This is a genomic window from Pseudooceanicola sediminis, assembly GCF_003575965.1.
Classification (GTDB): Bacteria; Pseudomonadota; Alphaproteobacteria; order Rhodobacterales; family Rhodobacteraceae; genus Pseudooceanicola; species Pseudooceanicola sediminis.
On sequence record NZ_QWJJ01000011.1, the window covers coordinates 16,311 to 29,352 of the forward strand.

Here is a 13,042-nt window from a genome sequence, read left to right on the forward strand (position 1 = left end):
TTCATTCCTCCCATTTTCAACAGTGACATACTTTCTCCAATTCGTATGACATTGTTCGTTTTGTGTTACATTTTGATGGGGCCACGTAAAGCCGCCGCCCCATCCTCTTCCTCGCTTAAAGCGCGTTGATCTGCTCAAGCATTCCCTCGGGCCAGGCCTCGGACATGTCCGAATTCAGGTACTGCTCCTGTGCGTAGGCGCGAAAGGCGTCCACGTCGGGGGTATAGACCTTCAGGCCCTCACCTTCGAAAAAGCTCACAAGCTCTTCTTCTTGCTGCAAATATTGCTCGGTCGACCAGTCGAACGCCTTGCTGGCGACACTGCGCATACGCGCCTGCTGTTCCGGTGTCAGGCTGTCGAACAGGTCGGTCCCGACGATCAGCATCCCGAAGCCCACATTGTGGCTGGTCAGCACGATCTGGTCCGTCACCTCGTAGAATTTCATCGCCTTGTCGTTCGGCAGGGGGTTGTCCTGGGCATCGATCACGTTGGTCTGCAGCGCGGTATAGACCTCGGCATAGGGAATCGGCACCGGGTTCGCGCCGATCGCCTTGCCCAGGAACTGCCAGCTGTCGCCACCCGGCATCCGCATCTTGATCCCGGCCATATCGGCGGGCGTGTTGATTTCCTTGTCCCCGGCGACGTTCACCTGACGCCGTCCGTAATAGGCGGGGGCCAGAATCTCGACCTTCAGCTTTTCGCGGGCCAGCGCGCGAAACGTCTCGCCCACTTCGCTGTCAAAGATCCGCTTCAGGTGCGCCGCGTCGCGCACCACGTAGGCCGCGCCCAGAATATCAAAGGCCGGAACCTGCTGCGCGAAATCCGACGGCGGCAGGATTGCCATTTGCAGGTTGCCGCGCTGAATGGCCACCAGTTCGGTGCCCTGCTTGATCAGCGTGCCGTTGAAGAACGGCTTGAACTCGAACTCATCCCCGATCTCCTTGGCGAAAATTTCGGTCATCGCCTGCGAACGCGGCACATCCGGCGTCGTCACATCCGAGAACATGATCTGCGTCTTGTCCTGTGCCTGCCCGGCCATCGCGGCAACGAATGTCGCCGTCGTGGCCACAGCCAGCGTCCTCAGAATGGTATTTAGCGCCATATGGTTTCCTCCCTTGGGTATTATCAGATATCGAACAGATGCTCGGGCACCCCTTGTCCGACGCCTTCGATGGCAAACACACTGCCTGCCAGCGGCTGCTCGGCCAGTTGCGCCTCGCTCAGAAACTTGAAGGCCGTGGTGACGTAGAGCGTCCTTAGGTCCGGCCCCCCGAAACACAGGCAGGTGGGGTTGCTGGTCGGCAACGCGATCTCGCGGTCGATCCGCCCATCCGGCGCATAGCGCACCACCTTGCCACCGGCGAAAAAGGCCTGCCACAGACAGCCATCCGCATCCACGCAGGCCCCATCGGGGCGCTCGCCCGTGGCGCTGTAATCGGCAAGGATTTCGCGTGCGACGGGAACCTCGCCCGCCGCGTCCAGCGTCACCTTCCAGGTGACATGGCGGCGGGTGTCGGTGAAATACATGTGCCGTCCGTCGGGATCGAAGGCGATGCCGTTCGACACGATCACATCGTCGTAAAAGGCCGTCATGCGGCCATCGGGATCGACCCGGTACAGATGCCCCAGCCCTTCGCGCAACCCGTTGTCCATCGTGCCAATCCACAGCCGCCCGTGCCGGTCGACCCGGCCATCGTTCAGCCGCGTCGCCGGATGGCGCTCCTCCGGCGTGGTGGCGAAATGCGTCTCGACCCCGGTGTCGGTGTCCAGTGTCACAAGGTCCAGATCCCGCGCCAGCAGGCGCGCACCCGAGCGAGTAAAGGCCAGGCTCCCCAGATAGGTGCCGCCCTGCGCCCAGGACCGGGCCTCGCCCGTCTCCGGGTCCAGCTGCCACAGGCGCGGCTGTTCAATGTCGATCCACCACAGCGAATTGGTCCGCGTGCACCACAGCGGGGTTTCGCCCAATTGCGCCGCGACCTGCTGCACGCAGGTGATCTCTGGCTGTTTCATCCCTGCATCCTTCATCGCCGCGGCACCGCATTTGGCGACATCGACCGACGCTGCGCCGCAATCCGAAATGGCGCATTCGCCGCGCCATATCCGGCGTAACCACCGCTGCGCTGAACGATCTCGAAAAAGATCCCGTCGCCGAACGGGCGGCCATAAATCTGGAAATAGGCGCCCTGCCCGTCCTCGTCGTAGAGGATATTTCCGGCCTTCAACCTGACGATCATCTCATCGCCCACACCAAGGCGGGCCGCCACGTCATCATAGTAATTGTCGGGAATATGCAGCGGCTCGAACCCGTTCGCGATCAGCGCATCGGCGGTGGCAAAGATATCATCCGTCTCAAAGGCGACGTGCTGCACCGACGAACCAAAGCTGTCGGCGATGAAGCGACCGGCAAAGGTGCGATGTGTCTCGGCCCCGTTCAGCGTCACCCGCAGCGCACCATCGGCAGATTCAATCGCCTGACTGCGCACCAGCCCACCGGGGTCGACCACGTCCACCGTCGCACGTTTTTGCGTCTCGAACAGCGACAGGTAGAACAGCGACCAGGTCAGCATTTCCTCGTAATTCATCGTCTGGGCGATATGGTCGATCCGCGTCAGCCCGGCGTCGGGCGTCGTGCCCGTATCCTCGACGGGCGAAAACTCGACATCCCAGACCTTTGCAACATCGCTTTTGTCGTCGATGAAATGCAGCAACCCGCTGCCGACCCCCCGGATCGCCGGGATCTCGAACTCGCCCGGCCCCACCGGCTGGCGGAACGGCGACGCGCCAAGCGCCTGCGCCCGCTGAACCGTTGCCTCGGCGCTGTCGACCCGCAGCCCGACATCGCAGATATTCATGCCGTGCACCGTATGCGCGCTATGGGCAAAGCCTTCGCGCTCGGTGTTCAGAACGATGCGGATCTCGCCCTGCTGCCACAACTCGACCTGCTTCGAGATATGCCGCCCGACGCAGCGAAACCCCATCGTGCGCAGCAAACGCCCCAGGCTGGCCGCCTCGGCCTCGTCTGCGGCAAACTCGACGAACGACACCCCGTCGGCGCGCACCCGCGGCGGCATGTCCGGCGCGCTCATCGCGATCCCCGGCTCCTGCCGCTTCACCTGGTCCATCAGGTAGACAAGCGAGCGGTGCCCATCCAGCGCGATCGCGCCGGGGCTGCCACCACGGAACTGGTCGTTGAACACCTCCAGGCTGATCGGCCCGTCATAGCCCGTCGCCGCCACCGCGCGCATGAAACCGGTCACATCCAGATCACCCTCGCCCGGCATGTTGCGGAAATGGCGCGACCAGTACAGCAGGTCCATCTCGATCAGCGGCGCATCGGCCAGCTGCACGAAAAAGATCTTGTCGCTCGGGATCGAGCGGATGCTGTCGGGATCGATCCCGCGACCCAGCGTGTGAAAACTGTCCAGGATAAGGCCGATGTTGGGATGATTGGCGCGCCGCACCACCTCCCAGGCATCGCGGTGATCCCAGACGTGCTTACCCCAGGCCAGTGCCTCGAACCCGACGCGCAAGCCGCGTTTGGCGGCGCGCGCGCCCAGCTCTGCAAAATCGCCCGCCATCCGGTCGATCCCGCCAAGCGCCTCCGGGTGCACCGACGAACAGACCAGCACCAGGTCGGTCCCCAACTCCTGCATCAGGTCGAACTTGCGCTCCATCCGCTCGAAACTGCGGGCGCGCAACGGCTCCGGCAGGCCCTCGAAATCGCGGAACGGCTGAAACAGCGTGATCTCCAGCCCGTGATCGCGCACCATCTGCCCGACCTCGCGCGGCGAGGCGTCGAAGGCGATGAAATCCTGTTCGAAGATCTCGATGCCATCGAACCCGGCGGCGGCGATCGCGGCCAGCTTCTCGCGCATGTCCCCGGCGATGCAGACGGTGGCGATAGAGGTCTTCATACGCCCCCCGCCCCTGTGCACCGGACCTGCGCCCGAAATCTGTCCTGTCTCGACATATGCATCCCCCCTGCCATGCCGCCCCTAGTCGGAGGCCAGCAATACGGCCTTCATTTCATCGAGGTCAGGCGCCCGGCCGCTGAACAGCTCAAAGGCGCGCACGGCCTGGTACAGCGCCATTCCCGTGCCCGGCAAAACGGCACAGCCCAGGGCGCGCGCCGCGGCCAGCAGCTCCGTCTCGGGCGGGAAATAGACGATATCGGCAACCCATTGACGCGCCGACAACAACGTCTTCGGCAGCGGGCACCCCGGCAGCTTGGTCATCCCCACGGGCGAGGCGTTGACGATCCCGTCAACCTCGCGGGCCATCGCGACATCCTCGGCCACAGCGGCGCGCGCCGCGCCAAACCGCGCCTGCAGGATCGCAACCAGTTCCTGTGCCTTGGCCACCTCGGGGTCATGCACCAGCAGCGTACCGACACCGGCATCCAGCAGCGCCTGCGCCACCGCGCCACCGGCACCCCCCGCCCCCAGCAGAATGACCCGCGTCAGAACCGCATCGGGCAGACCCAGGCGCAGACTGGTCCCAAACCCCCAGTAATCGGTGTTGTGGCCATAGCGGCGGCCATCGCGGAACACGATCGTGTTGATCGCGCCGACCGCCCTGGCCGCTTTGGACAGGTCATCGACATGGGGGATCACGGCCTGCTTGAACGGATAGGTCACGTTCAGCCCGTCATACCCCTGCGCCTCTACCTGATCCAGGATCTGGTCGACCTTGTCCGGCAGCGTCATTTCAAGCGGATCGAGGAAATCATACTGGTACGGCACCCCAAGGGCGCGGGCGGAGGCCATGTGCATCCCCGGCGTTCGCGACGCGGCGATCCCCTTGCCCAACAGGCCGACGCGGATCTTGCGCAGCCCCTCGTCAAGTGGGTCCTTATGTGTCGCGATTGCCATGAACGGTGCCTCTCCTCACTGCCCGATTGCCTCGGTCAGCCTCTCTCGAATCCACTATTGTTCGAAACGGTTAAAAATGTCAACGTAGTGTTCGAGCCGGTTAATTTTCTGCATTGCAGAATGCCGCACGTCGAATTTGCGCGCGGATGACCATCGCGCTTCGCGCCGGATTTGCGTATCAAAGGGGCTGAACGACTACGGGAGGGCAGACTTTGGCAGAAGGTGACGTGGGCGGGTCCGATGGCCCATCGGCGCGGCGCGGTTGGAAACAGAACCCCGAGGCGGTGCGATCCAACATTCTTTCGGTGGCGCGCGATGTCTTCGTCGCCAACGGCCTGTCCGGTGCAAAGATGGACGAAATCGCGGCACTGACCCGCACGTCCAAGCGCATGATCTACTACTACTTCGGCGACAAGGAAGGTCTGTACCGGGCCGTCCTGGAAGATGCCTATGCCCGGATGCGCAGCGCCGAAGACAGCCTGGACCTGGATCGCCTGCACCCCGTCGAGGCGCTGCGGCGCCTTGCCGAATTCACCTTTGAACACCACCGCCAGCAAAAGGATTTCGTGCGCCTCGTGATGGTCGAGAACATTCACGACGGTCGCCACATGTCGAAATCCGAGATGATCTCGGGCCAGAACTCCTCCGCGATCCGCCTGCTCGATCAGATCTATCGGCGCGGCTGCGACGACGGCCTGTTCCGGCGCGGCCTCAGCGCGCTGGAATTGCACTGGCACATCTCGGCGATGGCCATCTTCAATGTCTCCAACCGCGCCACGTTCTCGGCGATCTTCGGGGATGACCTGTTCGGCGCCAAGGGTCAGCAGATGCTGTGCCGTCATGCCGGCGACATGCTGGTGCGCTTCGTGATGAAACCCGGCCTGTCGATCGAAGACAGCGCCACCCCACCCCGCCAGGCCTTGTCGCAGATCCACCCCGACCTGCTGCGTTTCCTTGACATGTGGCAGGCCAAGGTGTCGGAACTTCCCGCCCACAGCTCGGCTGCCGACCGTCGCCTGCACATGGAATCGGTGGCGCGCGACATACGGATGCCCACCCCCGAAAACATCGAAACCGACGAAGAACACTGGATCGAGACGATGGGCGGGCCGGTGCGTGTGCGCATCTTTCGCCACAAGGGCGGCGGCGTACAGCCCGCGCTGGTCTACATGCACGGCGGTTCCTGGGTGCAGGGCAGCCCCGAAAGCCATTGGGACATCACGGCCCGCATCGCCTCCTGGAACCGCCAGACCGTGATTTCGGTCGACTACGCCCTCGCCCCTGAGGTCCGCTTTCCCGCCGCCTTCCTCCAGGTCGTCGCGGTGCTTCGCTGGGTGCACGATCAGGCCCGGGACCTGAGGATCGACCCGGCCCGCATCGCCGTCGGCGGCGACAGCGCGGGGGGCAATCTGGCCGCCGCAGCCGCGCTTGAATGCCGCACGCTCGGCCTGCCCATCTGCGCTCAGCTGCTGATCTACCCGGTTTGCGATTTCGACATGACCCGGCCTTCCTACGCTGAAAACCCGGACGGCCCGATGCTCAGCGTCGCGACCTTCCGCGAACAGCGCGCAATGTACCTACCGGAAACCGACGCGATACCGACAGACTACCGACACACCCCTTTGGCCGCTGAAAGCCACGCCGGCCTGCCGCCCAGCTTTGTCGCCACGGCCCAGTTCGACCCGCTGCGCGACAGCGGCATCGCCTATGCCGATGCGCTCGACGCCGCAGGCGTGAGGGTGGTCAGGGACACTGGTGAGGGGATGATTCACGGCTATCTGCGCGCCATGGCCTATTGCCCTGCGGCCGAGGCACGGTTGCGCCGCATGTGCGACTGGCTGGCGCAGATTTATCAACCTTCTTAAAGAGATGCGCGGGAAAGTTCATCCCCGCGCATCCAGCTTTTCAAGGTTATTTCGATGCCTCGGGCAAGGCGTAGGCAATCATGTAGTCACCAATCGGCGTCTCCATGAAATGGTGCCCGGTGGCGGCAATCATCACATAGTCGCGCCCGTCCACCGAATAGGCGATCGGGTTGGCCTGGCCACCCGCAGGCAGCACGTCCGACCAGACCGTCTCGCCCGTCTTGATGTCGATGGCACGGAACAGGTTGTCCGTCGCCGCCCCGATAAAGATCAGCCCCCCGGCCGTCACCACCGACCCGCCGTTATTGGGTGTTCCTATGTCAAAAGGCAGCATGGACGGAATGCCGAACGGCCCGTTATTGCGCGCTGTTCCCAAGGGTTTGTCCCAGATCGTCTCGCCCGTCTCCAGGTCGATCGCGCGGATCCCGCCATAGGGCGGACGCGTGCAGGGCATCCCGGTCAGCTCGCTGCGCCAGCCGGCGTTGACGTTGATTGCATAGGGCGATCCCGCCTGCGCGTCACCGGCGCCCTCGGCACCACCTGAACGCTTGGCTTGCTCATCAATCGGCACCAGCCCCATCTCGTCGGCTTTTTCGCGTGGAATCAGCTGGTTATAGTTGGGAACGTCATTGTAGTTGGCAACGATGACGCCCGTTTCGGTGTCCACCGCGACCGACCCCCAGTCCGACCCGCCGTTGTACCCGGGGTACTGGATCCACGGCTTGTCTGCCGACGGCGGGGTCATGTAGCCATCATAGTTCGCACGGCGGAACTGAATGCGGCACCAGAGCTGGTCAATCGGGGTAAAGCCCCAGCTGTCCAATTCCTGCAACGGCTCCTTGCGCAGGGTGTGCCAGCTCGAAACCGGTTGGGTCGGAGAGATAAAGTCGGGCTCCACATCGCCTTGCGGCAGATCCGAAACCTCGCCGACCGGGGTCAGCGCCTCGCCCGTCGCACGATCAAGGATATAAAGATCGCCCTGTTTCGACGGCAACAGGATTGCCGGTGTCCCCTTCCAGTCGATCAGCGTCGGCTGGCTGCCAAGGTCGTAGTCCCAGACATCGTGGCGCACCGTCTGGAAATGCCAGACCGGCTTGCCCGTCGTCACGTCCAGCGCCACCAGCGAGGTGGCAAATTCATTCTCGGCGTCCGACCGGTTCGAGCCGTAGTAGTCGACCGAGGAATTGCCAAGCGGCAGATAGACATAGCCCAATTCTTCGTCCGCGACGGCGGCGGTCCACATGTTCGGCGTTCCGCGCGTATAGACTTCACCCTCTGGCGGACCGTCGATATTCTGATCCGGCGCGGCCAGATCCCAGGCCCAGGCCAGTTCCCCGGTCTTGACGTCATAGCCGCGAATGACCCCCGAGGGCGCGTCCTCGGCCTGGCCGTCCTTGACCTGCGCCCCGGTCACAAGGATACCGCGCACGACGACAGGGGGCGCAGTCACCGCGTACCACCCCGGCACCCGTTCACCGATGTCCTGCCAAAGATCGACGGTGCCATTTTCGCCAAACCCTTCGCAGGCCGCACCGGTGCTTGCATCAACGGCGACCAGCTTGGCGTCCAGCGTGCCTTCGATAATCCGCGTGGCGCAGGGTGTTCCCTCGGCCGCGGTCGGGTCGGTATAGGCCGTAACGCCCCGGCATGACGCGGAATATGGGATCGCCTCGTCCGGCACCCCCGGATCGAAACGCCAGTTTTCCTCGCCTGTCGTGGCACTTATCGAAATCAGCACGTTCTTGGCGGAACACATGTACAGGGCGCCGTTCATCTCGATCGGGGTCGTTTCACCCGCGTATTTGCCAGCAGCCTCCGCACTCGGCATGTCGCCCGTGCGATAAACGAAGGCGCGTTCCAGCTGGCCGACATTTTCCGGGGTAATCTGGTTCAGCGGAGAGTAACGCGTCGCATTTGAATCCCCCCCGTAAAAGGGCCAGTTCTCGCCCACCTCGGGCTGCGCCTGCGGCGCTGTTCCCAGCCCGGCATTCGTGGCCTGGTCAGTATCCTCGGCCGCACCTTCCGGTTGGCTCGTCTCGTCGCCTTGGCTCGTCTCATCTGACGTATCCTGCGGCGCGGCGTCCGGTTGCGCCTGCCCGGCGCTCCCGGTGTCGGTTGCCGAGGTTGTCACATCAGACGACCCCGCGTTCGGGGCTGTGTCTGCTGGTGCTGCGGCGCTCGGCGCGCTGTCGGTCGATGAGGATGTGGAGGTGTCCTGCGCCAGGATCGGATGGGCCGCGATGAGGGCAAGAGCGGACGCGGTGCAAAGTGTAAATCGTGTCATCAATAGGTCTGCCTTCTGGAACGGCCGGTCAGTCCGGGGATGCAAATGAGGATCAGGACAAGCACGAGGGTCGGGGCAACCAGGCGTGGAACCTGCGCCCACCAGTCCGTTCCGACCTCCCAGTAGGCCCAGACGACCGTGGCCAGCCAGATCACCAGGTACAACCAGACCGCAGCCATGCTTGCACGGTTTAGCAGCGCCCCGGTCACGATCAGGCCCAATCCGGCCAGCCCGTAATACCAGGATCCGCCAAGAACGATCAGCCAGATACCCCCGGCCAGCAATACGGCACCAAAGATCACCAATACCCACCCCAGCACCAGGATCGCCCAGTGGCGTTCCACGGGCGTCCTGGCACTGACAGATTGTGTCGAAGTCATGAATTTTCTCCTTTCGCGTCGGAGTTGTCGCGTCGCCCTACGGCACGGTGTCCGATGCGCATGTCTGCGCCAGCCCTAGCTGTCGCTGTGATCAAAACGCCTGACCCACGATCAAGGTTCCATGACTTTTCATCGAATGATGCGTGACATCGCAACAGGGTTGGCCCAAGGGGGACCGGCATCGCAGGGTCATGTCAAAGATAAAGATCACCCCGTAACTCACGTAAATATAAGGACAATGCGTCCTCAAGTCGAACCCGTACCTTCCTGCCAACTTGGGTCAACTGTCGCACAAAGCGTCGGTGTCGGACAGCGCCCGCCTATACCTGAGTTTTTTACTTGTCTTTCTCCGGGCGCGCTTTCATAAAGCGGCAACACCGGTCTTTTCGGCTGCGAAACTGCGGCAGATCAGACCTCACGAACCCACGCCAGCCCAGATGTGCAAAAGACTGACAGCGCCCTGCACGACCTTTCGCGGCCCCGATGGCCGCCCGTCGCAAACCGCCGGCAAGGTCACGCGGAATCCCGCCCTTCTTGCAGCATAGCCAGCGACACGGCACACCCGAAAACAGCAAGAAGAGCCGCCGCATGACCCCGTCGCGCCACCGTGTCGCCCCCTCACCCGCCCCGGTCGATCTCTCGGCCCGGACCGCCCCGTTCCTGTTCCAGGGCCCAGACGGCGCAATCGGCGCCACCGGCACCTTGCACCCCCTGCCACGCGGTCCCTTGGCCACCCTGCCCGACAGGATTTCCCGGGCGATGGAGGGCATGGCCCCCACTGGCCTCATCGGTGGCGCGCTGCCCTTTGATCGCGACGCCGACGATTGCCTATGGATGGCCGACCAGACCAGCCGCACTCCGATTGCGGCCCGCACTCAGCCTGAAATCGCCCCGACCTGGACCGTCACGCCAGAACCCTCTGCCGAGGCCTACGCGGAGGCCGTCCAACAGGCCCTCGACCTCATGAAAAACCAGGCCAACCTGCCGCAGCCGCTCCGGAAAATAGTGCTCGCGCGGACGCTGGCACTTGTCTGCGATCAGGTCATTCCCGTCCCCTCGGTTCTGGCGCGCCTGTGTCAGGATGCCTCTGTCACGGCCTTTCAGGTCGCCCTTCCCCCGTCGACCGACACGGGCCCCGACACCGTCACGGACACCGCCACGGACACGGACGGGGCACGCCTGCTTGTCGGTGCATCGCCTGAACTTCTGGTGCGCAAAAGCGGCGCGCAGATCCTGTCGCACCCGCTGGCCGGGTCGGCCAGACGCCGCAGCGATGCGGCACAAGATCGCGCGGCGGCACAGGCCCTGACAGCGTCGGCCAAGGATCTGCGCGAACATGCCATCGTGGTCGAATTCATCCTCGATACCCTGGCACCTCATTGCACCACGCTGACGGCGCCGAGCGTGCCGGAAATCACCAGTTCGGCGACGATGTGGCACCTTGGCACACCGATCCGGGGCGAACTGCGCGACGCCGACATGCCCTCGGTTCAGATTGCCGGGCTCTTGCATCCCACCCCCGCCGTCTGCGGATCGCCCCGCGACCGCGCCGCGCAGATCATCCAACAGCTTGAACCCGTGGCGCGTGATTTCTACGCAGGCGCGGTCGGCTGGACCGCCGCCAACGGCGATGGGGCCTGGTACGTCAGCATTCGCTGCGCCGAGATCCAGGGCCGCAGTGCGCGCCTCTATGCAGGCGCAGGGATCGTGCCAGGATCCGTGCCCGCCCAGGAGGCCGCCGAAACCGGGGCAAAATTTGCGGCGTTGCTGCGCGCCCTTGGCCTGCCCCACGATATGGCCATCCCGACCGATCCGCACTGATGTTTCGGCCGACCGACATCGCTGATTGCCGACCCAAGAAAGACACCTGACCATGGCGCTACCGACGATCCCTGCCTATGACCTCCCCCAACCCGGCGACTGGCCCGCATCGCGCGCGGCCTGGACACCGCAGACGGATCGGATGGCGCTTCTCGTCCATGACATGCAGTCGTATTTCTGCGCGCCCTTTGTCCAGGACGCCGCCCCCCTGAAACCGCTCATCGCCAATATCGACCGCCTTGCGCGGGCCGCCCGCGCTGCGGGAATTCCGGTGTTCTACACGGCCCAGCAGGGCAACCAGCTGCCGAGCGACCGGGGCCTGCAACGCGACCTCTGGGGGCCCGGCATGTCGCGCGATCCGGCACACGAGGCGATCCTGCCCGACCTCGCGCCGCAGCCCGACGACATCGTGCTGGTCAAGCACCGCTACAGCGCGTTCCAACGCTCCAACCTGCAACATCTGATGCGCGCCCGGGGCCGCGACCAGCTGATGATCACCGGGATCTATTCGCACATCGGTTGCCTTGCCACCGCATCCGAGGCATTCCAACTGGATATCGAACCTTTCACGATTGCCGATGCCCAGGCCGATTTCGACCGCGCCCGCCATGACATGGCGATGTCCTGGGTCGCCTCGGTCTGCGGTGTGGTGCTTGCCACGCAGGACATGCTGAACCAGCTCGACCCCGCCCCCGCGCATCGCTCATGACACCCCGAAGGCGCTGACGACCTGCGCCCATGACGCGACGGTGCCTTACCCCGGGCGGCGGATGGTCGCGACAGGTGCGCCGAAACCTGGCGTCGATCCGGCGAAAACGGCCCGCGCCGATTGCTTGGGGGTTGACCGGCACAAGGTCCGACAGCGCCAAGGCTAGATCAATCTCTTCTGCGCCCACAGTCCCAGGTAGGCATCGCAGATCTCGATCATCCGCGCCCTGCCAAAGGCCTGGTCGTGCCCGCCGTGCACGATGCGCACCGGCAGCTCTCTGATCCGACGCAGGGTCCGTGCATAGGCGGCCACGTCGTATCCCGCCCCCTCCCAGATCAGCGGCCCGTCATAGATTGCATCGGCCCCGAACAGCGTGCCGCTATGGCCATGCCACACCCCGACCTGCCCCGCCGAATGCCCCGGCAGATGCAGCACCTCCGCCTGCCAGTCCCCCAGGGAAATCACATCGCCGTCCGCAACCGTGTCGGTCGGCGCCGCCCCCCACAGCACATAGTCGGCCGGCTCATACCCCGCATGCGGCAGCGCATCGATCAGCATCGGCCACAGTGGCGGATACCCTGCCGCCGCAAACATCGCCATCGCACCGGGCGACAGGGCCGCGGCATTCAGCGAATAGGGTGCAGGATCGGCCAATGACCCGGCCTCGATCTCATGCACCAGCCGAATGTCGAACTCCTGCACCGCACCGAAATGATCGACATGGGTATGCGTCGTCAAACTGATCAGCGGCTTGCGCGCGTCCCGCCGCAGACCGTCGACAAAGGGGCGCAACGGCGCCACGCCCATGCCGCTGTCGATCAGCAGATCGCGGTGCGTCCCCTCCACCAGGTACATGTTCGCGGAAAAGATCGGGTGCACGTGCGGCTCCGTGATCAGCGTGATCCGGCCATCCAGCCGCCGTGCGACATACCAATGCTCGGCCACGGGCAGCGTTTTCATCTCGGCCCCTCCTCTTGTTCCCTGCGCGATCCTGCGCTCTTGCGTCCTGCACCATCCTGCGCGGTGGCCCCGCACCTGCAAGGCTCCGGCGGTGCATCAACTGCCGCCTGCCCCGCGCTGCCCAGCATTGCAGCACCGCTAACATCCCTCGA

The 13,042-nt window shown here is 64.2% G+C and carries 10 protein-coding genes; 3 read left to right on the plus strand and 7 right to left on the minus strand.

What is annotated here, in order from left to right; genetic code table 11:
• Positions 1–115: 115 nt before the first annotated feature.
• The 4 genes from DL237_RS13115 to DL237_RS13130 all read right to left on the minus strand — a co-directional run bounded on the left by DL237_RS13115 (position 116) and on the right by DL237_RS13130 (position 4,871).
• Positions 116–1,102 carry a sialic acid TRAP transporter substrate-binding protein SiaP gene (locus DL237_RS13115; RefSeq protein WP_119399531.1) on the minus strand — a complete coding sequence of 329 codons (987 nt, stop codon included), beginning with the start codon at positions 1,100–1,102 and terminating at the stop codon, positions 116–118.
• A gap of 23 nt (positions 1,103–1,125) precedes the next feature.
• Positions 1,126–2,010, minus strand: a complete 885-nt coding sequence (locus DL237_RS13120) for an SMP-30/gluconolactonase/LRE family protein (RefSeq protein WP_119399532.1) — start codon at positions 2,008–2,010, stop codon at positions 1,126–1,128.
• Positions 2,011–2,021: 11 nt separating this feature from the next.
• Positions 2,022–3,914, minus strand: coding sequence for a bifunctional sugar phosphate isomerase/epimerase/4-hydroxyphenylpyruvate dioxygenase family protein (locus DL237_RS13125; protein WP_119399533.1), 1,893 nt, complete (start codon positions 3,912–3,914; stop codon positions 2,022–2,024).
• 81 nt (positions 3,915–3,995) lie between these two features.
• Positions 3,996–4,871 carry a shikimate dehydrogenase gene (locus DL237_RS13130; RefSeq protein WP_119399534.1) on the minus strand — a complete coding sequence of 292 codons (876 nt, stop codon included), beginning with the start codon at positions 4,869–4,871 and terminating at the stop codon, positions 3,996–3,998.
• 212 nt (positions 4,872–5,083) lie between these two features.
• Here DL237_RS13130 and DL237_RS13135 point away from each other — a divergent pair, with 212 nt between their 5' ends.
• Positions 5,084–6,736: an alpha/beta hydrolase fold domain-containing protein gene (locus DL237_RS13135; RefSeq protein WP_119399535.1), complete on the plus strand. Its 1,653-nt coding sequence runs from the start codon at positions 5,084–5,086 to the stop codon at positions 6,734–6,736.
• A gap of 46 nt (positions 6,737–6,782) precedes the next feature.
• On the opposite strand, the gene DL237_RS13140 is transcribed toward DL237_RS13135, so the two are convergent.
• Together DL237_RS13140 and DL237_RS13145 are read right to left on the minus strand one after the other, a co-directional pair.
• Positions 6,783–9,020: a pyrroloquinoline quinone-dependent dehydrogenase gene (locus DL237_RS13140; RefSeq protein ID WP_119399536.1), complete on the minus strand. Its 2,238-nt coding sequence runs from the start codon at positions 9,018–9,020 to the stop codon at positions 6,783–6,785.
• The gene (locus DL237_RS13145) at positions 9,020–9,400 is read right to left on the minus strand and encodes a glucose dehydrogenase (protein ID WP_119399537.1); all 381 of its coding nucleotides are present in this window, start codon (positions 9,398–9,400) and stop codon (positions 9,020–9,022) included. Before DL237_RS13145 ends, DL237_RS13140 begins: the two co-directional genes overlap by 1 nt.
• A 588-nt stretch (positions 9,401–9,988) precedes the next feature.
• Between DL237_RS13145 and DL237_RS13150 the strand changes: the two genes are divergently transcribed.
• Positions 9,989–11,221 (plus strand): isochorismate synthase, encoded by a 1,233-nt coding sequence (locus tag DL237_RS13150; RefSeq protein WP_119399538.1) that lies wholly within the window; start codon positions 9,989–9,991, stop codon positions 11,219–11,221.
• A gap of 52 nt (positions 11,222–11,273) precedes the next feature.
• Complete coding sequence (locus DL237_RS13155; RefSeq protein WP_119399539.1) at positions 11,274–11,930, plus strand: isochorismatase family protein; 657 nt, start codon at positions 11,274–11,276, stop codon at positions 11,928–11,930.
• Positions 11,931–12,092: 162 nt separating this feature from the next.
• Here DL237_RS13155 and DL237_RS13160 read toward each other — a convergent pair whose 3' ends face one another.
• Positions 12,093–12,890, minus strand: a complete 798-nt coding sequence (locus DL237_RS13160; RefSeq protein WP_119399540.1) for an MBL fold metallo-hydrolase — start codon at positions 12,888–12,890, stop codon at positions 12,093–12,095.
• Positions 12,891–13,042 lie beyond the last annotated feature (152 nt).